At 72.9% G+C, this 23,756-nt stretch carries 20 protein-coding genes; 8 read left to right on the top strand and 12 right to left on the bottom strand.

Annotated elements, in window-relative coordinates:
• The first annotated feature begins 132 nt into the window (after positions 1–132).
• Positions 133–1,617 carry an FG-GAP-like repeat-containing protein gene (locus Air01nite_RS04725; protein WP_203700552.1) on the top strand — a complete coding sequence of 495 codons (1,485 nt, stop codon included), beginning with the start codon at positions 133–135 and terminating at the stop codon, positions 1,615–1,617.
• 59 nt (positions 1,618–1,676) lie between these two features.
• Here Air01nite_RS04725 and Air01nite_RS04720 read toward each other — a convergent pair whose 3' ends face one another.
• Positions 1,677–2,399, bottom strand: a complete 723-nt coding sequence (locus Air01nite_RS04720; RefSeq protein WP_203700551.1) for a hypothetical protein — start codon at positions 2,397–2,399, stop codon at positions 1,677–1,679.
• Between the two features lie 91 nt (positions 2,400–2,490).
• On the opposite strand from Air01nite_RS04720, the gene Air01nite_RS04715 reads away from it, so the two are divergent.
• Positions 2,491–3,804 carry a serine hydrolase domain-containing protein gene (locus tag Air01nite_RS04715; RefSeq protein ID WP_203700550.1) on the top strand — a complete coding sequence of 438 codons (1,314 nt, stop codon included), beginning with the start codon at positions 2,491–2,493 and terminating at the stop codon, positions 3,802–3,804.
• Positions 3,805–3,837: 33 nt separating this feature from the next.
• On the opposite strand, the gene Air01nite_RS04710 is transcribed toward Air01nite_RS04715, so the two are convergent.
• Positions 3,838–5,289 (bottom strand): alkaline phosphatase PhoX, encoded by a 1,452-nt coding sequence (locus tag Air01nite_RS04710; RefSeq protein WP_203700549.1) that lies wholly within the window; start codon positions 5,287–5,289, stop codon positions 3,838–3,840.
• A gap of 143 nt (positions 5,290–5,432) precedes the next feature.
• On the opposite strand from Air01nite_RS04710, the gene Air01nite_RS04705 reads away from it, so the two are divergent.
• Together Air01nite_RS04705 and Air01nite_RS04700 are read left to right on the top strand one after the other, a co-directional pair.
• Entirely contained in the window at positions 5,433–7,619 is a 2,187-nt protein-coding gene (locus tag Air01nite_RS04705; protein WP_203700548.1) for a heavy metal translocating P-type ATPase, read from the top strand.
• 12 nt (positions 7,620–7,631) lie between these two features.
• Complete coding sequence (locus tag Air01nite_RS04700; RefSeq protein ID WP_203700547.1) at positions 7,632–8,303, top strand: GNAT family N-acetyltransferase; 672 nt, start codon at positions 7,632–7,634, stop codon at positions 8,301–8,303.
• A 59-nt stretch (positions 8,304–8,362) separates the two neighbouring features.
• Here Air01nite_RS04700 and Air01nite_RS04695 read toward each other — a convergent pair whose 3' ends face one another.
• A complete protein-coding gene (locus Air01nite_RS04695) occupies positions 8,363–9,538 on the bottom strand; it encodes an ROK family transcriptional regulator (RefSeq protein ID WP_203700546.1) in 1,176 nt (391 codons plus the stop codon).
• 133 nt (positions 9,539–9,671) lie between these two features.
• Here Air01nite_RS04695 and Air01nite_RS04690 point away from each other — a divergent pair, with 133 nt between their 5' ends.
• Together Air01nite_RS04690 and Air01nite_RS04685 are read left to right on the top strand one after the other, a co-directional pair.
• Positions 9,672–11,120: a glycoside hydrolase family 3 protein gene (locus tag Air01nite_RS04690; protein WP_203700545.1), complete on the top strand. Its 1,449-nt coding sequence runs from the start codon at positions 9,672–9,674 to the stop codon at positions 11,118–11,120.
• Between the two features lie 90 nt (positions 11,121–11,210).
• Positions 11,211–11,954 (top strand): TetR/AcrR family transcriptional regulator, encoded by a 744-nt coding sequence (locus tag Air01nite_RS04685; protein WP_203700544.1) that lies wholly within the window; start codon positions 11,211–11,213, stop codon positions 11,952–11,954.
• Positions 11,955–11,975: 21 nt separating this feature from the next.
• Here Air01nite_RS04685 and Air01nite_RS04680 read toward each other — a convergent pair whose 3' ends face one another.
• The 5 genes from Air01nite_RS04680 to Air01nite_RS04660 all read right to left on the bottom strand — a co-directional run bounded on the left by Air01nite_RS04680 (position 11,976) and on the right by Air01nite_RS04660 (position 17,275).
• On the bottom strand, positions 11,976–12,839 hold the full coding sequence (locus Air01nite_RS04680; protein ID WP_203700543.1) for an EamA family transporter: 864 nt from the start codon (positions 12,837–12,839) through the stop codon (positions 11,976–11,978).
• Entirely contained in the window at positions 12,836–14,173 is a 1,338-nt protein-coding gene (locus tag Air01nite_RS04675; protein ID WP_203700542.1) for a serine hydrolase domain-containing protein, read from the bottom strand. Before Air01nite_RS04675 ends, Air01nite_RS04680 begins: the two co-directional genes overlap by 4 nt.
• A gap of 34 nt (positions 14,174–14,207) precedes the next feature.
• Complete coding sequence (locus Air01nite_RS04670; RefSeq protein WP_203700541.1) at positions 14,208–15,161, bottom strand: FAD:protein FMN transferase; 954 nt, start codon at positions 15,159–15,161, stop codon at positions 14,208–14,210.
• Between the two features lie 253 nt (positions 15,162–15,414).
• A complete protein-coding gene (locus Air01nite_RS04665) occupies positions 15,415–16,203 on the bottom strand; it encodes an ABC transporter ATP-binding protein (protein ID WP_203700680.1) in 789 nt (262 codons plus the stop codon).
• A 100-nt stretch (positions 16,204–16,303) separates the two neighbouring features.
• A complete protein-coding gene (locus Air01nite_RS04660; protein WP_203700540.1) occupies positions 16,304–17,275 on the bottom strand; it encodes an LLM class flavin-dependent oxidoreductase in 972 nt (323 codons plus the stop codon).
• Positions 17,276–17,314: 39 nt separating this feature from the next.
• On the opposite strand from Air01nite_RS04660, the gene Air01nite_RS04655 reads away from it, so the two are divergent.
• Positions 17,315–18,226: a ribokinase gene (locus Air01nite_RS04655; protein WP_203700539.1), complete on the top strand. Its 912-nt coding sequence runs from the start codon at positions 17,315–17,317 to the stop codon at positions 18,224–18,226.
• Here Air01nite_RS04655 and Air01nite_RS04650 read toward each other — a convergent pair.
• From Air01nite_RS04650 to Air01nite_RS04635, 4 genes are all read right to left on the bottom strand, one after another.
• Entirely contained in the window at positions 18,198–18,941 is a 744-nt protein-coding gene (locus tag Air01nite_RS04650) for a hypothetical protein (RefSeq protein ID WP_203700538.1), read from the bottom strand. The genes Air01nite_RS04655 and Air01nite_RS04650 overlap by 29 nt on opposite strands.
• A 37-nt stretch (positions 18,942–18,978) precedes the next feature.
• Entirely contained in the window at positions 18,979–20,601 is a 1,623-nt protein-coding gene (locus tag Air01nite_RS04645; protein ID WP_203700537.1) for an acetolactate synthase, read from the bottom strand.
• A 68-nt stretch (positions 20,602–20,669) separates the two neighbouring features.
• Complete coding sequence (locus tag Air01nite_RS04640; protein WP_203700536.1) at positions 20,670–22,385, bottom strand: Hsp70 family protein; 1,716 nt, start codon at positions 22,383–22,385, stop codon at positions 20,670–20,672.
• A gap of 44 nt (positions 22,386–22,429) precedes the next feature.
• Positions 22,430–23,203, bottom strand: coding sequence for an enoyl-CoA hydratase/isomerase family protein (locus tag Air01nite_RS04635; protein WP_203700535.1), 774 nt, complete (start codon positions 23,201–23,203; stop codon positions 22,430–22,432).
• A gap of 90 nt (positions 23,204–23,293) precedes the next feature.
• Between Air01nite_RS04635 and Air01nite_RS04630 the strand changes: the two genes are divergently transcribed.
• A complete protein-coding gene (locus Air01nite_RS04630; protein ID WP_203700534.1) occupies positions 23,294–23,755 on the top strand; it encodes a DUF6232 family protein in 462 nt (153 codons plus the stop codon).
• The last annotated feature ends 1 nt before the right edge of the window (position 23,756 follow it).

Raw genomic sequence — 23,756 nt, 5'->3', positions numbered from 1 at the left:
TCGCGCCCGAGGTTGCCGCCGGCGAGCTGGGGTTTTTCGCGTGCGTCGAAGAAGCGAGCGGGCCGGCGACGCACCGGCGTCTACTTCCCACACGTGTCCGCGAATCGCGCGACAAACGAAGGGAGATGGTCCATGAAGGTGTTCCTCGCTCGCCTGGCAGTTCTGCTGGTCACCGTCAGCGGACTGGTAGCGCTCAAACCCTCTCCGGCGGCCGCCGAGGAATGCGGCTTCGACGGCGTCTTCTGCGATCTCGTCAACGACGACTCGACCTGGTGGGTCCAGGGCGTCGACGGGTGGTGCGGCGAACGGATGAAGCCGAAGATCGGTGACGAGTGGTTGAGAAACGAGTGCCCGCAGGCGCAGATCCGGTCGGTCGCGCCGAAGACCAGGAACGACGACGTCGACGGTTTTCGGGCGGATCCCGGGTGCAAGACCTCGGTCCGCTACATCGACTGGGGCGTCCGCACCCGCCCGCAGGTCTACAACCACACCTACGATTCCAAACCGACGTGGTACCCGTACCAGGACATGACCTATGTCGTGGTCGACGATGTGACGTGCCAGCCCGCGGCACCGAGCTACGGCCCGCCGGTCCTGCCGGCGAATCTGCGCGTCACCAGCGTCGCCGCCGACAGCGTCATGCTCGCCTGGGACCGCGTGCCAGGTCTCTACTACCGGATCCTTCGTAACAGCGTCCAGGTGAACGTGGTGGAGGCGGGGGCCTACTACGACTTCCCGCTCAATCCACTCACGACATACAACTACACCGTCAAGGCCTGCAGCGACGAGGGGATCAGGGAGAGTTGCCTCTCCGCGTACGTCTCCGCCCGCACCACCTCCGACGGCGTCGGCGGCGGTGGCGGCGGTGGCGGTGGCGGCGGGGGAGGGACGTGGTCGGGATCCCGCAACGACCTGAACGGGGACGGCAAGGCGGATCTCCTCGCGCTGTACACCGACAACACGGTGGCGTGGTATCCCGGCAAGGGCGACGGCGGCTTCTGGTCGGCCCGCACCGGCGGCCCGGCCGGCTTCCTGCAGATGTCGAAGGCCGACCTCGACGGGGACGGCAAGAAGGACATGCTCGCGCTCTACACCGACTACACGCTGGCGTGGTATCCCGGCAAGGGTGACGGGACGTTCTGGTCGGCGCGAATCCTGGGCCCGGCCGGCTTCAAAGCGATGTCCCTGGCCGATCTGAACGGTGACGGCAAGTCCGACCTGCTGGCCCTGTACACGGACAACACCCTGGCCTGGTATCCCGGCAAGGGCGACGGTTCGTTCTGGTCGGCCCGGATCCTGGGTCCGGCGGGCTTCAGGCTGATGTCGCTGGCCGACCTCGACAGCGACGGCAAGGCCGACCTGCTCGCTCTGTACGACGACTACACGTTGGCCTGGTATCCCGGCAAGGGCGACGGTTCGTTCTGGTCGGCCCGGATCCTGGGACCGGCGGGCTTCAGGCTGATGTCCCTGGCCGACCTCGACGGTGACGCCAAGGCCGACCTGCTCGCCGTCTACACCGACGGAACCCTGGCGTGGTATCCCGGCAAGGGCGACGGCGGCTTCTGGTCGGCCCGGATCCTCGGCGAGGGAGGCGGATTCAAGCTCCTGACGCTGTAAGAACATCACGGCACGAGCCGCCCGGTGTTCCGGGCGGCTCGCGCCGCAGACGCGCTAGATCAGGTGCGGTGGGCCTCGACGTCAGCGATCCACACGCGCGCGGCGCCGGTGCGTTCGATGCCCTCGTTGATCCGTGGGGCGAAGATCGCGTAGTAGGCGGCGGGCAGGTTCGTGAAGTCGAACGCGAGCCTGCCCTGATGCCACTGCCCGTCGCCGTAGTGCGAGTGCGGCGGGAACAGGCGCTGGCGGTAGATCGAGGTCGGGTTGCGGGCGTCGGCCTGCACCTCAGCACCCACCTCGATGAGGCCGCGTCGCTCCAAGCCGTTGTCGCGCATCGGGATCATCGCGAAATACACGAACCCCGCCCCGCCCGCGGAGTCAATCTTGTAGCGGAACTCCACGTAGCCCTTCGTGGTCTGCAGTGCCTTGTTGGCCCCGACGGCCTCGTCGCCCGGCGTGTGGAAGCCCAGCGCGACAGAACCGGTCGCGGTCGTGACGACTTCGAACACGCTCTCGCGGACGCCCTTGCTGGCGAAGAAGGTCCAGTCGGCGTAGGGCGACTCGTCGAGCCGACTCGCGTAGATCAGGTCCGCCGGGCGTGAGCGGAGCCGCCTGAAGACGGCCGTTGCCGTCGCCACGAGCAGGAAGAGCCAGGCGATCCAGGTGTACGGCCGCCAACTCGCCGGAATCGTGTCGGACGCGACATTGGTCGCGATCGGCAGCAGGACCAGCGCGGTCAACGGCACCAGCACGACCGTCGCGCCGGACAGCCGCCGGATCAAGCGACACCTGCCAGGACGCCAGCCATCGGTCCATTGTGCACCCGGCGATCCTGGCGGCGGGGGCGCGGTGAGGTTCGCGTAGCGTTCGGTCATGATCGACGGGCTGGACGACCTCTGTGCGCGGGCGTTGGCGGAGCACGGCTGTGCGTCGGTTTCGGTCGCGGTTGCCGAGGGTGACCGGGTGGTGTTCGCCCGGGCATACGGCCTGGCCGACGTGGCCGCGCGACGGACGGCCACGCCCGGGACCGTCTACGGCCTCGCGTCGATCACCAAGGCCTTCACCGCGACGGCGGTCTGCCTGGCCGCCGACGACGGCCTGGTGGACCTCGACGCACCGATCGGCGGCAGCGGGCCGACGCCGCGCCAGTTGCTACAGCACCGGGGTGGGTATCCGGCGTTCTACGGCTTCCATTACGACGACGGGCCGCCGCCGGTCGACATCGCGCGCTACCGGCGGCTCGTGCGCGAGCCGGGTAGCGACTTCGAGTACTCGAACATCGGCTACCAGGACCTCGGTGCGCTGGTGGAGGCCGTGACCGGCCAGGATCTGGGTGGGTATCTCCGCGAGCGGATCGCCGAACCGTTGCAGCTGAGCAGCTTCGGGTACGGAGCCGGCTATCCGGCGGCCGCGCGGCGCTACTCCGCTGACGGGCGGGCGTACGCCACCTGCCACACCGACCATCCCGCGGCCAGCGCCGGCTGGGCGACCGCCCGTGACGTGGCGCTCTTCGCGCGGACCGCCAACCGCCTGCTCCGACCCGCCACGGTCGCGGCCATGTTCGCCGCGGAGCCGGTCAACGAGCAGGTCGGCTACGGCTTCGGCCGGGTCGTCTCGCCCGGCCCCGGCCCGGTCACCCACAGCCACGGCGGTGGCATGGGCGGCATCGCCACCATGATGATCGACCTGCCTGAGCACGACACCTCGGTCGCCGTGCTGACCAACTGCACCGACAAGTCGGCCCGCGACGCCGTCGTCGCGCACCTCGTCGGCGGCATCGCCGCAGGATTCTCGAACCAGCAGGTCAACCCGATCACCGAGCAGGTGCGCCCGATGACGTTGCAGCCGGGCGCCTGGGCCGGCGAGATCAGCACGAGTGAGGGTGACGTCCCGCTGCGGCTCACGGTTCTGGCGGAGGATCAGGTGGAGATTCGGCTCGCCGACCAGCCGCCGGCGGTCGTGCGTGCCGAGGCCACCACCCGCTGGGACCTGCGAACGAGCCTCCAGTCGCAACTGCCCACCGGGGACGCCCGCGTGAACAGCCCGCACCTCGCCCTCGAGCTCCGCGTCGACGGCGAGCTACTCACCGGCCGGGCCAGCGCATACAAGGACGGCGACCGCGAAGGCTGGCTGGGCGCCTATCTGGTCCATTCCTGCGAGCTGCGTCCCTGCGGGCAAAGCCGATAGGGGGTCAGGTGCGGACACCTGACCCCCTACGAATCAGCCGAGGTACTTGTCCCACGGGCCGGTGATCGCCAGGGTCAGGCCCGGGTCCTGCATGTTGACGAAGAGGACCTTGCCGTCCTCGGTGAACGTCGGGCCGCAGAACTCCGAGTCGTTGAGCTGGTTGCGGGCGATCGCGTAGGTCGGGCCGCCCGGGAACGAGCTCAGCACGTGCGACGCGCCCGCGCCGTCCTCGGCGAGGACCAGGCTGCCCCACGGCGTCACCGTGACGTTGTCCGGGCCGTCGAAGGTCATGTCGGTGTACTTGGCCGGCGCGCCTTCCTCGGCCGTGACCTGGTGCGGGAAGTAGGTGACCAGCTGGATCGTCTGGTCCTGGTAGTTGTAGAACCAGACCATGCCGTCGTGCGGCACCGCGTCCGCCGGCAGCTCGCCCTCGTCCCAGGCGTACGAGTTGACGACGTACACGCCCTCGTCCGTGCCCCACACGCCCTCGAACTTCTTGCCGCGGGTGACCTGGCCGTCCGTGAACTGCTCGCGGACCGGCTTCGTCTGCGCGTCGCGCTCGGGCACCTCCACCCAGCGCACCGGGAACGGGCGGCCGAGCTGGGCCGAGGTCAGGTAGGCGACGTCCGGCAGCACCGAGCCGTCGTCCAGGATGATCGCCATCGCGGCGAGGGTGCCGGCGTTCGGCGCGAGCCGGGTCAGCACGCCCGGGCCGAGCTTGACGCCGCGCGGCGCGGTCCACCGGAAGAACAGGCCGTTGGGCTCGTCGGCGTCCTCCGACAGGTAGACGCTGGTGCGGTCCTTGCCGATCGCCAGCGCCTCGTGCGCGTACCGGCCGAGGCACTTGATCGGCCGCGGGTCGGCCTTGCCGTCGGAGGTGACCTCGAAGACGTACCCGTGGTCCTTCTGGAAGGTGCCGGAAACGTCACCCTCCTCCCAGGTGTCGCCGGCCTTGTCCTCGGTCTCCTCGCAGGTCAGCCAGCTCTCCCACGGGGTCGGGCCGCCGGCGCAGTTGGAGACGGTGCCCGAGATGCCGACGAACTCGCCGTAGTTGCGGCCGGCGCGGTCGGTCGTGATCACGGTGCAGCCACCGGCGTTGACCGCGCCCGGGTCGTACACGGTGCCCTTGACGTGCGGCACACCGTGCTCGGCGCCCGGGTCGATCTCGTGGTTCTGGATGATGGTGTATCGGCCGTGGCCGGCGTCGAAGACGGCCATGCCGTCGTGGTCGGCCGGGGTCAGGCCCTGGCCGCGGTCGAGCTTGGTGACACCGGTCCGGGTGACGATCGTGTAGCTGAAGCCCTCGGGCAGCGCGAGGATGCCCTTGGGGTCGTCCTTCAATGGGGGGAACGGCTTGTGGCCGCCGTTCGGCCTGGCCGGCTTGCCCGGGTGGGCCTGGGCCAGCGATGGCACCGCGCCGGCGACGGCAAGGCCGACAACACCGGCGGCACCGCCGGTGAGCAGGGCACGACGAGAAGAAGGCACGTGGTCGCTCCTATTCCGTGCGTGAGTTCAACGCCCTGAGCCAACTGCCGCCGGCCGACACCGCCACACCCGTGGGGTGAGGGATTGATGACAGGGGAGTTAAGAACGCTTGACGTTATACCCCCGGGGGGTAGGGTTGGGGCATGGCGATACCTCCCGGGGGTAATGTGATCGGCGTGGAACACCGGATCGAGCTGGCGATCGGCGGCATGACCTGCGCGTCGTGCGCGAGCCGCATCGAGAAGAAGCTCAACCGGCTCACCGGCGTGACCGCGTCGGTCAACTACGCCACCGAGACCGCGACCGTGACCGCCCCGGCGGCCGTCACCGTCGACGACCTGATCGACACGGTCAAGAAGACCGGCTACACAGCCACGCCGCAGGCGTCAGGTGAAACGGCGCCGGCGCCTGAGAAACGCGACGACGAGACCCGCGACCTGCGTACGAAGGTCGCTGTCTCCGCCTTGCTGGCCGTCCCCGTGATCGTCCTGGCGATGGTCCCGGCCTGGCAGTTCACCTACTGGCAGTGGCTCTCGCTCACCCTGGCCGCGCCCGTCGTGGTCTGGGGCGGCGCCGCCTTCCACCGCGCAGCCTGGGTCAACCTGCGGCACGGCGCCGCGACCATGGACACGTTGATCTCCATCGGCACCCTGGCCGCGCTCGGCTGGTCGCTCTGGGCGCTGTTCTTCGGCATGGCCGGCGAGCCGGGCGTCCGGCACGGCTTCTCGCTCACCCTCGAACGCGGGGCCGGCGCCGACGCGATCTACCTCGAGGTGGCCGCCGGCGTCACCGTGTTCGTGCTGGCCGGGCGCTATTTCGAGGCCCGGGCCAAGCGCCGCGCGGGAGCCGCCATCAAGGCCCTCGCCGACCTCGGCGCCAAGGAGGTCACGCTCCTGCGCGACGGCCGCGAAGTGATCCGACCGGTGGCCGAACTGCGCACCGGAGACCGCTTCGTGGTGCGGCCCGGCGAGAAGATCGCCACCGACGGCGTCGTCGACCAGGGCGCCTCCGCCGTCGACCAGAGCCTGCTCACCGGCGAGTCCGTGCCGGTCGAGGTCGGGCCGGGCGACCGGGTCACCGGCGGCACCGTCAACGCCGACGGCCGGCTCGTCGTCACCGCGACCAAGGTCGGCGCGGAGACACAGCTCGCCCAGATCGCCCGCCTGGTCAGCCAGGCGCAGAGCGGCAAGGCCGAGGTGCAGCGCCTGGCCGACCGGATCTCCGGCGTGTTCGTGCCGATCGTGCTGCTGCTCGCCGTCGCGACGTTCGGCTACTGGTGGGGCACCGGTGGCGGGTTGGCGGCCGCGTTCACCGCAGGCATCGCGGTGCTGATCATCGCGTGCCCGTGTGCGCTGGGGCTGGCCACACCCACGGCGCTGCTGGTCGGCACCGGCCGGGGTGCCCAGCGCGGCATCCTGATCAAGGGCCCGGAGGTGCTGGAGTCGACCCGCACGGTCGACACGATCGTGCTCGACAAGACCGGCACCGTGACCACCGGCCGGCTCGCGGTGGTCGGCACCGACGGGCCGCCCGAGATCCTCCGCTACGCCGCGGCGGTCGAGGCCGGCTCCGAGCACCCCATCGGGCGGGCGATCGTCGCGGCCGCCGGGGGAGACCTGCCGCCGGTCACCGACTTCCGCGCGGTGCCGGGGCGCGGCGTCCGCGGCACCGTCGAGGGACACGAGGTGCTGGTGGGCCGGGCCGAGTTCACCGGGGGTGCCGCCGACGCGAACGAGGCCGGCCACACGGTGGTGACGGTCGCGATCGACCAGCGGGTACGCGGTGCGCTCCGGCTCGCCGACGACATCCGCCCGAGCAGCCGGGACGCGGTCGCCGCGCTGCGCGGCCTCGGCCTGCGGCCGGTGCTGCTGACCGGCGACAACCTGGCGGCGGCCCGGAAGGTCGGCGCGAGCGTCGGCATCGACGAGGTGATCGCCGAGGTGCTGCCGGCCGACAAGGTCGACACCGTGAAACGGCTCCAGGACGAGGGCCGCGTGGTCGCGATGGTCGGCGACGGCGTCAACGACGCGGCCGCCCTCGCCCAGGCCGACCTGGGGCTCGCGATGGGCGCCGGCACGGACGTGGCGATCGAGGCGGCCGACCTGACCCTGGTGCGCGACGACCTCACCGCCGCGGCTGACGCGATCCGCCTCTCCCGGCGTACGCTCCGTGTCATCAAAGGGAACCTGTTCTGGGCCCTGGCCTACAACGTCGGTGCACTCCCGCTCGCCGCGGCCGGGCTGCTCAATCCGATGATCGCGGGCGCCGCCATGGCGCTATCGTCGGTGTTCGTCGTGTCCAACAGCCTGCGGCTGCGCCGCTTCCACTGACGGAGGACCCGGGTGCTCGACACGCGCCTCTACCACCATCTGGTGACGTGGCTGGGCCAGTGGCCCATCGGGCGGGGGCTGCAGATCATCGGCTCGGAGAGACGGTTGCGCCCGGCCTGGGACGGCGGGATCCGGCCGGCGGTCGGCGTCGGCACCCCCGACGGCGTCCTGCTGTCGGTGGCACCCGACAAGGTCGAGACCGTGCGCGCGCTGGCCGACCTGCCGATGGCGGACCTGCTCGACAAGCTGCCGGGCGCGGTCGACTACGACGGCTGGCGGGCGCTCGAGGCGGTGTTCCGCTGGTCGACCGGCCCAGCGCCGCTGGCCGACGCGGGGGAGTGGGTCCCGTCCGACGACCCGGCCCTGCCGGCGTGGCTGCGCCCGTTCGGCGGCGAGGTGCTGATCGCCCGCGACGACGCGGGCCGCTACCTGGCTGGGGTGGGCATCAAGCGGCACGACCCGCACGGCCACGAGTTGGCGGTCGGCACCGAGCCCGCCGCCCGGGGCCAGGGCCTGGCCCGCCGGCTGGTCGCCCAGGCGGCCCGGCGGGTGCTCGACGAGGGCGCGGTGCCGACCTACCTGCACGACCCCGCCAACCTGGCGTCGGCCAAGGTGGCGACCGCCGCGGGCTTCCCCGACGTCGGCTGGGTCGCCTACGGCGTGTTCGGCCCGGAAGGGCCGTAAGGCGTTAGGAACGGTCCGTTCCAATCGGATTCCGATTGGAACGGACCGTTCCTAACGGTTCAGCCCACCGTCGAGCCGAAAACCTCGTCGCGGACCGCGTCCAAAGCGACCAGGAGCGCGCCGCGCAGCACCGGTTCCTCTTCGAGTTGGGTGACCACGACCTTCGGCGACACCAGCGTGATCGCCGCGACCTCGTGCTGCACCCGCTCGGCGAGCGCGCTGCCGCCGGCCTGGCCGACCTCGCCGGCCAGCACCACCAGCGGCGGGTCGAGCACCACGCAGGTGCTGGCCACGCCGAGCGCGAGCCGCCGGGCGATCTCGTCGAGCGCCGCCCCGCCCGCCGTGCCGGCTGCGATCGCGGCGCGGATCGCGTCGGCCGCCGACGAGCCGCGGAAGCCGTGCTCGCGGGCCACCGTGCGCAGCGCAGCGGCGCCGGCGAGCTGGCCGAACGGCGGCTGGGACCGGCGCGACTGGTCGCGGTTGACCGGCACGCCGGGCACCGGCAGGTAGCCGATCTCGCCAGCGGCACCGCTGCTGCCGTGGTGCAGCCGGCCGCCGAGCACGATCGCGAGGCCGACACCCACGTCGGCCCAGACCAGCACGAAGTCGTCGACGCCGGCGGCCGCGCCGTATTCCGCCTCGGCGCACGCGGCCAGGTTGACGTCGTTCTCGAAGACCACCGGGGTGTGCAGGTCCTCGCGGAGCGCGGCGAGCAGGCCGCGGTGCCAGCGGGGCAGGTTGAAGGCGAACGTGATGTCGCCGGAGCCCGGGTCGACCAGGCCGGGTGTGCCCAGCACCACGCGGCGCACGCTGGCGAGCTGTGCGTGCGCGTTGCTGGCCGCCTGCACCACGGCCTCGTGCACCACGCCGACCGGGTCGTCGGTGTCCTTCGTGGACATTTCGACCTGGCCGGTCACCGCGCCGGTGATGTCGGCGCACGCGGCCACCACGCGGTCCGCGGTGATGTCGACGCCGACCACGTACGCGCTGGCCGGGCGCACGGCGTAGAGCTGTGCGTTGGGGCCCCGGCCGCCGGCCTGCTCGCCGACCCGGGTGACCAGGCCGCGCTCCTCCAGCCGCTCGACGAGCTGTGACGCCGTGACCTTGGACAGGCCGGTCAGCTCGCCGAGCTGGGCGCGGGTCAGCGGGCCGCGGGCGAGCAGGAGCTCAAGCGCGGCGCGGTCGTTGAGCGCCCGCAGCAGGCGGGGGGTGCCGGGCAGGCGGGTGGACCCCATGCGACATCCTCTAGCAATAAGGAATCTTTACTAATACATTAGTCGCCTTACGAGTAGGCGTAGCGTACTGGGAAGCGAATGGTGCGACGATCACACGACCCGGCAGGTGCGAGTCACAAGAGGGTGAGAACCGATGGCGATTGATCCCGCTCTGCGCCGGCTTGCCCTGCGCACGTTGCTCGCCGCCTACCCCGGCAGCACCCCGCCGCCCTGGGCGGTCGACCTGGCCGCCGAAGGACTCGCCGGCTACACGCTGTTCGGCTTCAACATCGTCGACCGCGACCAGGTGGCGGCCAGCACCGCCGCGCTGCGGGCGGCCAACCCCGCGGTGATCGTCGCGATCGACGAGGAGGGTGGCGACGTCACCCGGTTGGCGCACCACACCGGCAGCCCGTACCCGGGCAACGCCGCGCTCGGCGCTCTCGACGACGTCGAGGTGACCCGCGCGGTCTACCGGGCGATCGGCGCGGAACTGGCAGAGGTCGGCGTGACCGTCGACCTCGCGCCCACCGTGGACGTCAACACCGCTGACGACAACCCCATCATCGGCACGCGCTCGTTCGGCGCCGACACCGCGCGGGTGGCCGCGCACACCGGTGCCGCCGTCGAGGGCCTGCAGGAGAGCCGGGTCGCGGCCTGCGCCAAGCACTTCCCGGGCCACGGCGCGACGGTCGCCGACTCGCACCTCGAGCTGCCCACTGTGGACGTTCCGCTGGCGCTGCTGCGGGAGCGCGACCTGCCGCCGTTCGCCGCCGCGGTGCAGGCCGGCACCAAGGCCGTGATGACCGCACACATCCGCGTGCCGGAGCTGACCGGCGACGGGCCCGCCACGTTCAGCCGGGCGGCGATGCACGACCTGCTCCGCGGCGAGCTCGGCTTCTCCGGCGTGCTGATCACCGACGCGCTGGAGATGAAGGGCGCCGCGGTGGTCGCCGGCGGCACCGCGCAGGCCGCGCCGCTGGCCCTGGCGGCCGGCGCCGACCTGCTCTGCATCGGCGCCGACGTGGACGCGGCGCTGGTCGAGGAGTCCGCCGCCGAGATCGTCGCGGCGATCAAGGACGGCCGGCTCGACGCGGCCCGGGTCGAGGAGGCGGCGGAGCGCACCGCGGCGCTCGCGGCCTGGACGGTGCCGACCGCGCCGACGGAGCCGGTGCCCGAGAGCCTGGGCTACGACGCCGCCCGTCGTGCCGTCCGGGTGGAGGGCGACCCGCTCGTCGTCGGCGTGCCGCTGGTGGTCGAGCTGGCCGCCACGTCGAGCATCGCCGAGGGGCGCGTGCCCTGGGGCCTGCGGCCGCACGTCGAGGGCGTCGAGCAGATCCGCGCGGTGGCCGCCAGCACCGGCGCCGATGATTTGCTGGCGCGGGCCGGCGACCGGCCGATCGTGGTCGTCGCCCGGCACGCGCACCGGCTGGCCAACGCGACCGAGCTGATCGAGGCGCTGGCCGCGCGGCACCAGGTCACCGTGGTCGAGATGGGTTGGCCGTCGAGCTGGCGGCCGGCCGGGGTGCGGGCGTTCGTGACCACGTACGGCGCCAGTCACGCCAACGGACGGGCGGCCGCGGCGGTGCTCGGCCTGCGCTGATTGAACGTGTTCAAATTTCGCGTACGATCAGCGTCGCAGAGAAGTTGAACGTGTTCGACACGGCTGAGCGGACTCGGTACGGTGAGACGGATGACCGACCGACCCGCTCCGCCATCCGCCGACGCCGGCGGTGCCACCGAGCAAACGGGGGTCGGTGGCGCCGCCGGCGGCGAGCCGGCGACCGCTCGGGGCGAACAGACCCGGCAGCTCATCCTCGACACGGCGCTGCGGCTGTTCCGTGAGCGCGGCTACGCGCAGACCACGATGCGGGGGATCGCCAAGGAGGCCGGCGTCGCGGTCGGCAACGCGTACTACTACTTCAGCTCCAAAGAGCACCTGATCCAGGAGTTCTACGCGGAGACGGGCGTCGAGCACCGCGCCCGGGCCGCGGGCGTCCTGGCCCGGGAGACCGAGTTCGCGGCCCGGCTGCGCGGCGTGCTGCACGCCGGCGTCGACACGCTCGCGCCGTCCCACGAGTTCGCGGCGACGTTCTTCAAGACGGCCGCGGAGCCGACCTCGCCGCTGAGCCCGTTCTCGGCCGAGTCGTCGCCGACCCGCGAGGCGTCGATCGCGCTGTTCCGCGACACGCTGACCGGCTCGACGGCGAAGGTCGACCCCGAGCTCGGCGACGAGCTGCCCGAGCTGCTCTGGCTCGCGTACCTCGGTGTCGTCCTCTACTGGGTGCACGACCGTTCACCCGGCCAGGCGAAGACCCGGGCGCTGATCGACGGCGCGGTCCCGCTGATCGACCGGCTGGTCGGGCTCTCCAGGCTGCGGGTCCTGCGCCCGGTGACCCGCGACGTGCTGGGCTTGATCCGCACGCTGCGTCAGTAAGCGTTAACAACGGACCGTTCCTTACGCCGCCGGCACGGCGAGCAGGGCGACGCCGAGAGCGACGGCGATGCTGGCGGCGATGCGTACCCGGCCCATCGGCTCCTTGAAGGCCAGCATGCCGATCACGGCCGCGACCACCACGCTGCTCTCGCGCAGCGCGGCCACCGCGGCCAGCGCGCCCCGGGTCTGCGCCCAGAGCACCAGGCCGTAGGCCAACGTGGACAGCACGGCGACGGCGGCCGCCGCTGACCAGGCGCGGCCGCCGGCCGCCAGCAACCGGGTGTCGCGGCGCAACCCGAGCGCCAGCACGGCGGTCACCGCGCTCTGCAGGCCGAGCAGCCACAGGGTGTAGCCGGCAGCGCTCCCGCTGCTCCGCACGCCGACGCCGTCGACCAGCGTGTAGCTCGCGATGGTCACGCCCGTGAAGATCGCGGCCAGCACCGCGGGGCGGTTGGCCTTCACCTTGCGCCACGGTGTCAGCCCGAGCACACCGATCGCGCCGGCGATGACCAGCACGCCGACCGCCGGCAGCGGCGAGAGCGGCTCGTCGAGGGCGAGCGCCGCGACCACCGCCACCACGACCGGGCCCAGACCGCGGGCGAGGGGGTACGTCTGGTTGAAGTCACCGAGCCGGTAGGCCGCCAGCAGGCCGAGGTTGTAGCCCACGTGGATCACCACGGACGCGATCAGCCAGCCCCAGGCACCGGCGGCCGGCGGGTCGACGAACCAGATCCCCACGGCGCACATCGCCAGGCCGATCAGGCCGGACCGGCCGAAGATGCCGACCTGGTCACCCGTGGCCTTGACCAGCGCGTTCCAGGACGCGTGGAGCACCGCCGCCGCGAGCACCGCCACGACCGCGGCGGGCCCGGCCCACGGGCTCATACGGCGTTGGCGGCCGCCACCCGGGCCGGGTCCGGATTCGCCCAACTCCAGTTGGGGTGGGCCCGGTTGGTCAGCAGCACGAGCACCAGCTTCTTGTCGGGGTTCACCAGCAGCGAGGTGCCGGTGAAGCCGGTGTGCCCGAACGTCCGCGAGCCCGACAGGCGGCCCATGAACCACGGCTGGTTGAGCACCACGCCCAGGCCGTGGTCGGCGGTGCGGAACGGGCGCTCCGGGTCGATCGCCGGCTTGCCCTTGTTGGCGTTGGTCAGCATCCGCTTCACGATGTTCGCGGACAGGATCCGCTTGCCGCCGTGCGTACCCCCGTTGAGCAGCATGTTGCCGATGACCGCGAGGTCGGCGGCCGTGCTGAAGACCCCCGCGGAGCCGGCGACGCCGCCCATGATGTTGGCGACGTCGTCGTGGACGGTGCCGCGCAGCAGCCCCCGCGACGTGCGCGCGTCCGTGGCCACCAGGCGCGCCGCCTGGTCGGCCCTGCTCAGCCAGGTCAGCGGTTTGAAGCCCGTGTCCCGCAGCCCGAGCGGCCCGGTGAGCTGCGTTTTCAGCGCGGCGTCGAGGGTCTGCCCGGTCATTTGCTCGACCAGGAACGCGGCCACCATCAGGCCGACGCTGGAGTACCGGAACGTCTTGCCCGGCACCGCACCGGAGACCAGCGGCGTCGCCAGCACGGCCGAGCGCCGGGCGGCGTTGGACGACAGGCCGGTCACCTTGGCGCCGACGGGCAGGCCGCTGGTGTGCGTCAGCAGCATCTCGACCGTCACGGCGGCCTTGCCGGTGCCGGTGAAGCCCGGCAGGTAGTCGGCGACCGGCGCGGCCAGGTCGACCTTGCCCTTGTCGACCTGCTGGAGCAGCAGGATCGAGGTGTAGACCTTGGTGACGGAGGCCAGGTCGAAGATCGAGTCGGTGCGCGTCTTCACCCGCTGCGCGGGCGCCAACTCGACCGGGCCGGCCTTGTAGCGTAGCGCGTCACCGACCGCGACCTCGGTTTGCACCTTGCCGCCGACGGTGACCAGGGCGACCGCGCCGGCGTACGTGGGATGGTCCGGGTTCTCCTTGGTCGGCGCGAGGAACCTGGTCAGCGCCGCGCTCATCCGCGTGTCGGTCGGCTTGGGCGCGGCCGTCGTCGCGCTCGGCTTGGCCGACGGTGCCGGCGTGGAACCCTGTTTGCCCAGACCGGCCCGGCCGGCGCCGGGTGTCTCGAGCCCACCGCCCGACTGCGCCCATTCCGGCGTCGCGGGGTCCGCGCAGGCAGCGGTCAACGCGCCGACGGCGGCCGCCAAGCCACCGCCCAGGACCGTACGCCGGGAAACAGACACGGCGCCGATCGTCACACGCGGCGCCGTGCGGAAGCTAGTCCTGCTGCCGATCGGCCTTGGTGGGCCACGTGCCGAAGAAGCGCAGCGCGCGGTCCTCGCCGCCGACCAGCCGGGCGGGTGCGCCGAGCGCCTGCAGCCACGACGGCGCCAGCACGCCGCGGGCGAGGCTCGCGTTGGCGACCGCGGTGGCGCGCAGGGCGGAGAACGCGGCCACCGAGGCCGTGCGCCAGGCGTGCTGCGGTGCGTATCCGGTCTCCGGATCGGAGATCTGGTGCAGCAGTTCTTCGGACGTGTCCCAGTGCCGCCGGTGATGGCTGCTCGCGGTGGACACGGCCGCGCCGCCAGGCAGCGCGACCAGCGCGGCCGGGTCGACCGGCCCGTCGCGGACCTCCAGCGGCCAGCCGGTGCGTGGTGCGGGGCCGGCGGTCGCGACGTCGCCGCCGATCGAGACCAGCACGCCGACGTCCAACGTCGCGGCGACCAGCGCGGCGCACCGGTCCACGGCCCGCGCGCGCATGGTCACGGACAGGTCGAGCGTGACGCCCTCCGGGATCGTGAGCCGGTAGCCGTCGAGGCGCACCTCTTCCCACCTCGGCGGCCGGTAGACCGCGAGCTGGCCGACGTCGACGTGCCGGGTCGAGCCGGTGGTCACGAGTCCGCCGAAGTCCGGGTCGTTGCCGAGGCTCGTGAGCATCGCGCCGATCGCCGGGTCGACGTCGCCCTCGGTCTCCCGGGCGGCCGACAGCGCGACCGCGACCAGCTCGGCCAGCAGCGGGCTGACCTCGCTGCCGTCGCCCGCCGTGGCCAGCTCGGAGTCGGGCCGCAGCCGGCTCGCGGCCACGTCGATCGCGTCGAGCTCGCCACGGACCAGCTCGGCCGCCCGGTCGAGCGTGCCGGCGTCGGTCACCGAGACCCGGACGGGCTCGTCCCACAGGGTCCACCCCGTGGTGGCCACAGTGGATGGTTCGGGGCCCGCGACGGCGAGCATCGGCCACTGCGTGAACGCGGGCGGTGGCGGGGGCGGACCTTCCGGAGGCGCGGCCCCGGGCGGGGGGCCCTGCCCGGAACCGCGCGCGGACCCCGACTCGGGCACCTGGCGCCGGCCGGAGCTGCCGAAGACACTGGCCACAAGCGCCACCACAAGAACACCCGTGAATACCATCGCTGCCCCCCGCGTGACGGATCTCTCAGGCTTAGCGCGCTTTCCTGGACGTTCCCTGAGAATCCGGTGAAGACGGGGCTTATGCGGCGCGTGCGGTGTAACGACCCGCGTTGTGCTCGACCACGAGTGGCTGGCCGAACGTCTGTGACAGGTGCTCGGCGGTGATCGTCCGCTCGACCGGGCCCTGCGCGACGATCGCGCCCTCGCGCAGCAGCATCGCGTGGGTGAAGCCTGGCGGAATCTCCTCGACGTGGTGGGTGACCAGCACGAGCGCCGGAGCGTCCTCGTCCGCGGCCAGCGCGGTGAGCCGCTTGAGCAGGTCCTCGCGGCCGCCCAGGTCGAGCCCGGCGGCCGGCTCGTCGAGCAGCAGCAGCTCCGGGTCGGTCATCAGCGCGCGGGAGATCTGCACCCGCTTGCGCTCGCCCTCGGAGAGCGTCCCGTACGTGCGGTCGGCCAGGCCGGCGACGCCGAGCTGCTCGAGCAGGCCGCGGGCGCGGGCCTCGTCCAGCGGGTCGTACTGCTCGCGCCAGCGGCCGACGACCGACCAGGCGGCAGTGACCACGGCGTCCAGCACCCGCTCCTCACCGGGGATCCGCTCGGCGAGCTTGGCGGTGGTGATGCCGATCCGGGTGCGCAGCTCCCACACGTCGGTGCGGCCGATCTTCTCGCCGAGCACGATCGCGGTGCCGGTGGTCGGGTGGAGCTGGCCGGCCGCGATCGACAGCAGGGTGGTCTTGCCGGCACCGTTGGGGCCGAGCATCACCCAGCGCTCGTCCGGGTAGACCGTCCACGCGACGTCCCGCAACAGCTGGTTGCGGTTGCGCGTGACACCGATCCCGTCGAAGGCGAGCACCGCGTCGTCGATCATGTTGGTCGGCACGCGGTCATCAAACCACGCAGGCCGCGGGCCACGGGTTGCGCCCCGCGGCCCGGCGACGGCGGTCACCCGCCCCGGAGCGCCGCACCGGTCACCCGCCGAGGAGGGCTTCGGCGGCCAGCGTCAGGTGTGCGACCGAGAGGTCCGGATCGCGCGGCGGCACGAAGACCACCGCGTCGGCGCCCGCCGCGGCCAGCCGCCGCACCGCGGCGCCGCAACTCTCGCCGTCGCCGACGATCGCGTACTTGTCGACGATCTCGTCGGGCAGCGCGTCGGCCAACGCCGCGAGGTCACCGTCGGCGTCCGCGACCAGCCCGGCCAGCTTCTCGGCGTCGGCCGGGTCCGACGGCTGCACCGGCGCGCTGAACTGCGCGGCTAGCTCGGCCCGGGCGCTGCGCGGGTCGTCGTCGAAGTCGAGGTGCGCGTACACGGTGACCCGATGTGGATCCTCGCGCCCGGCCTCGGCCCGGCCCTCGTCGATCCGCTCGCGGGCCCAGGAGATGTAGGCCGGAGCCGCGCCCTCGGCCAGGATCGTGCCGTCGGCGACCCGCCCGGCCAGGCGCAGCGACTTCTCGTTGCGCACGCCGGCCGACAGCAGCGGCGGCTCGGCCGGCGGGAATGCCAGTTGGACGCCGTCGAGGTCGACGTGCCGGCCGTGCATCGTCACCTTCTCGCCGTGCAGCAGCGCGCGGACGACGGCGACCGTCTCCTCCAGCACGGCCAGCGGCGAGGGGTGGTGTGCGCCGACCTGGCGGACCCAGGCCGGCACGCCGTGCCCGAAGCCCGGCAGGATCCGGCCGGGGAACAGGCGTGCCAGGTTGGACAGCTCCATCGCGGCCAGCGCCGGGTTCCGGAACGCCGCCGGCAGGATGCCGATGCCGATCTTCAGCGACTCGGTGCTCGCCGCGGCCACCGCGGCCGCCGACACCGCGCCCGTGAAGAAGCAGTCCTCGACGACCCACAGCTCGTCGTAGCCGAGCCGCTCGGCGAGCTGGGCGTACGCGGGCAGGTTCTCCGGCGGGCTGTCGCAGCGGAACATGACCCCGATCGGTGGATTGTCCATGAGAAGCAGCCTGCCAGACGAGCCCTAGAATCGCCGACTATGGATCGGGCCCGGGTCGTGGTCGTCGGCAGCGCCAACATGGATCTGGTCGCCAAGGCGACCACGCTGCCGCAGGCGGGTGAGACCGTGCTCGGCGGCGAGTTCGTCACGGTCGCCGGTGGCAAGGGCGCCAACCAGGCGATCGCGGCGGTACGCGCGGGTGCGGCGACCAGTCTCCTCGGGGCGATCGGCTCCGACGCGTTCGGCGTGACGCTCAAGGCCCGGATCGACGCGGCCGGTGTCGACACCGGACTGCTGCGCGTGGTCTACGGCGCGTCCGGCGTCGCACTGATCACCGTGGACGCCGCCGGCGAGAACACGATCGTGGTGACGCCGGGCGCCAACGGCGCCTTCACGGACCTGACCGGGCCGGAGCTGGCGGCGATCGCTTCCGCCGACGTGCTGGTCGCGCAGTTGGAGATCCCGGTCGAGACGGTGACCGCGGCCGCGCGGGCGGCACGCGAAGCCGGCACCCGGGTGGTGCTGAACGCGGCGCCGGCCCGCGCCCTGCCAGCCGAGCTGCTCGACGCCGTCGACCTGCTCGTGGTCAACCAGACCGAGGCGCTCGCGATCAGCGGGGAGAGCCGGCCCGAGCCGCTGCTGGCCTCGGTGCCGCGGGCGGTGCAGACGCTGGGCGCGGAAGGCGCCTGGTACGTCGACCGGTCCGGCACGTCCGTGCGGGTGCCGGGCGTCCGGGTGGAGACGGTCGACTCGACCGCGGCCGGCGACGCGTTCACCGGCGCGCTGGCCGTGGCGTGGGCCGAGGGCCGCGAGATCGTCGAGGCGGTCGGCTGGGCGTGCGCCGCCGGTGCCGCCTGCGCCCGCCGGCTCGGCGCCTCGACCGCGCTGCCCAACCGGGCCGAGATCGACGAGCTGTGGTCGGTCAGTCGAGGTCCTGGCCCCGGCGCGTGAGCATGCGCAGGCCGGGGATGCCCTTGACGGCCAGCCGCAGGTCGCGGGTGACCTCGAGCAGCTCGTGGATGTCGGGACCGACCTTGTCGAGCGTCGCGAGGATCGGCAGGATGTCCTCGTCCATGTGCTTGGTGAACCGCGGCAGCTCGTCGATCAGCTTGATCGCGGCGTCGACCTCCTCGTCGGAGAGCTGCTCGACGAAGCGGTGTGCCATCGGCGCACCCCGGCGCAGCGCGGGCGCGTAGATACCGAGCAGCTCGTCGGCCGTGCCGGCGGAGACCTCGGCCTTGTCGACGACGGCGTTGGCCTTGACCGCCACGGTCTCCGCGTCGCCGATCACCGCGTTCGCGCCGGTGACAGCCTTGCCGGCCGCCTCGGTGAGCCGCTGGCTCTCCTCGACCAGGATCGCCGCCGCCGTGACGACCCGGGCCACCTGCTCGACCTGGGCGGTCGCGGCCGTGCTGAGCACGCGGGTGCGTTCGAGCACCGCCTCGGCGTCGGTGACCGCGGCGTCGACGCCGTCGATCAGCGCGCTGGCCCGGTCGGCCAGGCCGTCGAGCCGCTCCAGGAAGACCTCGGCCCGGTCGGCGATCGCGCCGACGCGTTTGACCAGCGCCTCGATGTCGTCGATGACCCGGAGCGCGCGGGCCGGCACGGTCACCGCGGAACGGGTCAGGCCGATCACGTCACTGGGCGTGGGGATTGGCAGCGCCATGCCGACCATTGTCACCCGAGCCGGCCAGCGGCGGGTGTCAGGCCAGGTTCGACGAGCGGGGGTAGGCGTCGGTCGGGTCCGTCAGGACGTTGACCAGGTACGGCACGCCGGCCGCGAACGCGCGCTCCAGCGCGCCGCCGAGGTCGGCCGCCTTGCTGACCGTCTCGCCGGCGCCGCCGAGGGCCTTGACCACGTCGTCGTAGCGCAGGCCGGGCTGCAGGTCGGCGGCCACGTCGTACCCGTACATCGCCTGCATGGGGTGTTTCTCCAGGCCCCAGATGCCGTTGTTGCCGACGACGATGACCACCGGCAGTTGCTGGCGGACCAGCGACTCGACGTCCATCAGCGAGAAGCCGGCGGCGCCGTCGCCCATGAGCACGCAGATCTGCCGGTCGGGGTAGGTGACGCGGGCGCCCATCGCGTAGCCCATGCCGGTGCCGAGGCAGCCGTAGGGGCCCGGGTCGAGCCAGGTGCCGGGCTGCGCGGGCTCGAGGTAGCGGCCGGCGTACGAGACGAAGTCGCCGCCGTCGCCGATCGTCACCGCGTCGGCCGCGAGCACCCGGCGCAGCTCGCCGTAGATCCGGGCGGGCTTGATCGGGTCGGTCTCGGCGGCCATCTCCTCGGCGTCGCGGGCCTTGCCGGCGTCCTCGGCGGTGCGCAGACCGGCGATCCAGTCTTCGTGGTCGGCCCGGGTGCCGGTGTAGTCGGCCAGCGCGGACAGGATCAGCCGCAGGTCGCCGGCGGGGGAGACCGTCGGGGTCACGTGGGTGGCGCGCTGGGACGGCGCGTCGACGATGTGCACCACGCGGGCGTCGCCGAAGTCGCCGAAGCCGAGCCGGAAGTCGAGCGCGGTGCCGATCACCACGACCACGTCGGCGCCCTTGAGGGCGGCGCGCCGGGCCTTGGCGAAGGCGAGCGGATGGGTCGGCGGCAGGGCGCCGCGACCCATGCCATTGGCGATCACGGGTACGCGCAGCGTCTCGGCGGCCTCCCGCAGAGCGGCGACGGCGTCGGCGGCGTAGACGTCGGAGCCCGCGATGATCACCGGGTGCTGTGCCTCGGCGATGAGCTGGGCGGCGCGGGCGACGTCGGCGGGGTCGGGCTCGATCACCGGCACGTCGGGAGCGCCCGGCGCGTCGGCCTCGCCGTGCGAGAAGACGATCTCCAGCGGCAGGTCGAGGAAGACCGGGCCGCGGTGCGGGGTCAGCGCCGTGCCGAGGGCCGCGCGGACCGCGCCCGGGATCTCGTCGGTGGCGAACACGGTCGCGGCGTGCTTGGTGATCGGCGCCACCAGCGGCACGTGGTCGAGCTCCTGGAGGCTGCCGGCGCCCCAGCGCATCGCCGGCGCGCGGCCGCCGATCACCATCACCGGCGCCGCGTTGAAGCGGGCGCTGGTCAGGCCGGAGATGCCGTTGGTGACACCCGGGCCGGCGGTGAGGACCGCGAGGCCCGGACGGCGGCGCAGCTTGGCGACGGCCTCGGCGGCGAACACCGCGGACTGCTCGTGGCGCACGTCGTAGATCGGGAACCCGGTCTTGTGCGCCGCGTCGTAGAGCGGGAAGACGTGGCCGCCGGAGAGCGTGAACATCTCCTCGACACCGGCCGCGCGCAAGGCCGCGAGGGCCAGCTCGCCACCATGACCCTCGATCCGCTCGGTCATCGCCACTCCCGTCACTCAAATCCGCTTCCAGCACCCTACTAGTCGGTAGGAAAGAACGTGAGGACGGCTCACCTCAGTTCGTCGAGCCAGCGGCGGATCGCGTCGAGGATGTCGGTGTACGAGTCGCCGGTCGCGTAGTGGAAGGCGACGATCGCGGCCGCCACCGGAGTGGCCACCAGCAGCACGAACATGAAGACGGCGCGCAGGAACCTGGTGAACGGGTTGCCGCGTCTCGGGCGTGGGCGGGCGGCGGGTCGTGGTGCGTCCCAGACCGGTGGGCGGTCGTCGCGGCGGGTGGCGGTGCGGGCGGGTTCCGGGTCCGCGTAGACCCGGGGCTCGTCGTGGCCCGAGAGCGCCCGGAGGTCGGCGACCAGAGCCGGCTCCGCCAGGGTGTCCCGGCCGAAGCGGGACGGGCGGTTGGCGCTCTTCGGCGGGCGGACCGGCACGGCGGCGCGCCCCGGCGGGAAGGACGGGGCAGGCTTGGCGGGCGCGGCGCCGTTGCCGTTGACCGGCGCGCTCGCGACCACCGGGGTCCGCTCTTCCTCGTCGGCCGGCGGGCCGGAGGGCGGCGCGGGGCTGACCGGTGCGATCGCGGTCGGTGGCGGGATGGTGCCGTTGGCCGACTCGACGATCTTCGGGAACTGGCCGGTCACCGGCACCGCGGCGGGCGCGCTGGCCAGCGTCGCGGTGACGGCCAGGACGGCGCCCTCGGCGACCACCAGCTCGGGCTGCTCGATCACCACCGGCGGCTCGCCCAGCTCCCGGTGCAGCAGGGTGGCCAGCAGCGGGATCCGGCTCGACCCGCCGACCAGGAACACCCCGGCCCGGTTGCCCGCGGGCAGCGCGGCGGCGTCGATCACCGCCTTGGTCACCTGCACGGTCTGCGCCAGCAGCGGCATGGCGACCTTTTCGAGCTCCGCGCGGGTCAGGTGGGCCTCGACGTCGCAGATCGGGATCACCAGGTCGGCGGTGGGGCTGCGGGACAGGCGCTCCTTGGCGACGCGTACGTCGTCCCAGAGCTGCCGCTTGGCCCGCCGGTCCTCGACGGTCGCCGGGTTGCGCAGCCGCTCCCAGGCCTCCGGGTGGGCCGGCGCGTAGGTGGTCGCCAGGTGCTCGACCAGCGCGGCGTCGACGTCGAGGCCGCCGAGGTCGGTGCGGCCGTCGACGGCCAGCACCTCGAAACCCGTGGCCTTGCGGACGACCACGCTGGCGTCGAACGTGCCGGCGCCGAAGTCGTGCACGACCACCGCGGACCCGATGGGTACGTCGCGGCCCAGCACCTCGGCGAAGTAGGTGGCCGCGGCGACCGGCTCGGCGACCAGCCGGCCCTCGCCCAGGCCCGCCTCGGCGGCGGCGCGGGAGAGCAGCTCCCGCCGGGTCGCACCCCAACCCGCCGGGCAGGTCAAGGTCAGCGTGGGCGGGGTGTCGGCGGTGACCTCGCCGGTGGTCAGGTCGCCGACGGTGCGGCGCCACTCCTCGGCGAGCCGGCCGAGCACGGCGGCGACGAGGTCGACCACCGGGACGTCGCGCTCGCCGAGCAGCACGCTGCCGTCGTCGACGCGGCGCTTGGGGTTGGGCTCGAACCGGGCGGGGTCGAGGCGGGCGCTGTGCACGGCGTCGCGGCCGGCGACCAGCGGCGCGTCACCCGGCGGGGCGTAGACCGCCGAGGGGAGCAGGGGAGAGCCGTCGACCAGGAGCGGGCGTGCGCGACCGTCGGGCCAGCGCACCACGGCCACCGTGTGCGAGGTCCCGAAATCGACCCCAAGTGCGGCCCCCGGTGACATGCGCCGAGCCTACCGGTGCGCCGCCCGTACCCGAGCGCTGTTGATCAGCGTCCGCTGAAGTCCGGTTTGCGCTTTTCGACGAAGGCCGCCATGCCCTCGCCGCGGTCGTCCGTGGCGAAGAGGGCCGCGAAGAGCTGGCTCTCCCAGGCGAGACCCGAGTTCAGGTCCATGTCGAGGCCGCCGTCGATGGCCTGCTTGGCGGCGCGGATGGCCTGGGCGGGGCCGTTCGCGTAGGGGCGGACCAGGGCGATCGCCTCGGCGTAGACGTCGGCGGCCGGCACCACGCGGTCCGCGAGCCCGATCCGCAGCGCCTCGTCGGCGTCGACCATGCGCCCGGAGAGCACGATGTCCTTGGCGCGGGCGGGGCCGACCAGCCGGGCGAGCCGCTGGGTGCCGCCGGCGCCGGGGATGATGCCGAGCTTGATCTCGGGCTGGCCGAGCTTGGCGTCGTCGGCGACGACCCGCCAGTCGCAGGCGAGGGCGAGTTCGCAGCCGCCACCCAGCGCGTACCCGGTGATCGCCGCGACGACCGGCTTGGGGATGCGGGCGACGGCACCGAGCGCCGCCGACAGGTCGGCCGCCCGGGCAGCCATGTCCACGTACGACATGGTGGCCATCTCTTTGATGTCGGCACCCGCGGCGAAGACCTTCTCGCCGCCGTAGACGACGACGGCGCGCACGGTGTCGTCGGCGGTCGCCTCGAGCGCCGCGGCCCGGATCTCCTCCTGCACCTGGGTGTTGAGCGCGTTCATCGGCGGCCGGTCGAGCCGGATCGTGCCGATGCCGTCGTGCTTCTCCAGACGGACAAGCTCGCCCACGTCACACCTCCATGTGCAGATCGCGTCCGAGACACATTACGTGGTGGGGATGTGGGTAACGTGGATGCGGGTCCGTTCTGGATGGCAGGGATGATCACTTACTACAACGACCGCGCGGTGCAGGTCACGTCGCAGGCGATCCGGGTAGCCGGTCGCAGCTACCCCCTGGCCGCGTTGTCGCGGGTGTGGCACCGGCGCGGCCAGCGGTCGTGGGGCACGGTCGCGGGCCGAGGCGCGATCGGTGTCGCCCTGATCGTGCCACTGGTGGCCGCCGGCCTGGGCATCGCGCTGGCCCTGCGCTTCCACACGACGACGGCCACGACGGTGCTGATCGTGGGCGTGTCGGTGCTGATCGGCCTCGCCGCCGCGCCGCTGGCCGACTACCTGCTGGGCCGCCTGGACGTGTCCTATTCGAAGGGTGCCCGCGCGCTGGAGATCTGGGCGGACGTGGGCGGCCGCCCGACCCTGCTGGTGCGCACGGCCGACGCTCTGGTGTTCGGCCAGATCTACCGGGCGCTGCAACGGGCGCTCGAGGCCGCGCCGAGGTATTGAC

Source organism: Asanoa iriomotensis (assembly GCF_016862515.1).
GTDB lineage: Bacteria > Actinomycetota > Actinomycetes > Mycobacteriales > Micromonosporaceae > Asanoa > Asanoa iriomotensis.
This window is presented reverse-complemented; position numbering and strand designations above follow the sequence as displayed.

Excerpts from the sequence above, each read along its gene's own strand:
- Air01nite_RS04725 (WP_203700552.1), top strand. The coding sequence starts at position 133 with ATGAAGGTGTTCCTCGCTCGCCTGGCAGTTCTGCTGGTCACCGTCAGC.
- Air01nite_RS04715 (WP_203700550.1), top strand. The coding sequence starts at position 2,491 with ATGATCGACGGGCTGGACGACCTCTGTGCGCGGGCGTTGGCGGAGCAC.
- Air01nite_RS04705 (WP_203700548.1), top strand. The coding sequence starts at position 5,433 with ATGGCGATACCTCCCGGGGGTAATGTGATCGGCGTGGAACACCGGATC.
- Air01nite_RS04695 (WP_203700546.1), bottom strand. The coding sequence starts at position 9,538 with ATGGGGTCCACCCGCCTGCCCGGCACCCCCCGCCTGCTGCGGGCGCTC.
- Air01nite_RS04690 (WP_203700545.1), top strand. The coding sequence starts at position 9,672 with ATGGCGATTGATCCCGCTCTGCGCCGGCTTGCCCTGCGCACGTTGCTC.
- Air01nite_RS04685 (WP_203700544.1), top strand. The coding sequence starts at position 11,211 with ATGACCGACCGACCCGCTCCGCCATCCGCCGACGCCGGCGGTGCCACC.
- Air01nite_RS04680 (WP_203700543.1), bottom strand. The coding sequence starts at position 12,839 with ATGAGCCCGTGGGCCGGGCCCGCCGCGGTCGTGGCGGTGCTCGCGGCG.
- Air01nite_RS04670 (WP_203700541.1), bottom strand. The coding sequence starts at position 15,161 with ATGCTCGCCGTCGCGGGCCCCGAACCATCCACTGTGGCCACCACGGGG.
- Air01nite_RS04665 (WP_203700680.1), bottom strand. The coding sequence starts at position 16,203 with ATGATCGACGACGCGGTGCTCGCCTTCGACGGGATCGGTGTCACGCGC.
- Air01nite_RS04660 (WP_203700540.1), bottom strand. The coding sequence starts at position 17,275 with ATGGACAATCCACCGATCGGGGTCATGTTCCGCTGCGACAGCCCGCCG.
- Air01nite_RS04655 (WP_203700539.1), top strand. The coding sequence starts at position 17,315 with ATGGATCGGGCCCGGGTCGTGGTCGTCGGCAGCGCCAACATGGATCTG.
- Air01nite_RS04650 (WP_203700538.1), bottom strand. The coding sequence starts at position 18,941 with ATGGCGCTGCCAATCCCCACGCCCAGTGACGTGATCGGCCTGACCCGT.
- Air01nite_RS04645 (WP_203700537.1), bottom strand. The coding sequence starts at position 20,601 with ATGACCGAGCGGATCGAGGGTCATGGTGGCGAGCTGGCCCTCGCGGCC.
- Air01nite_RS04640 (WP_203700536.1), bottom strand. The coding sequence starts at position 22,385 with ATGTCACCGGGGGCCGCACTTGGGGTCGATTTCGGGACCTCGCACACG.
- Air01nite_RS04630 (WP_203700534.1), top strand. The coding sequence starts at position 23,294 with ATGATCACTTACTACAACGACCGCGCGGTGCAGGTCACGTCGCAGGCG.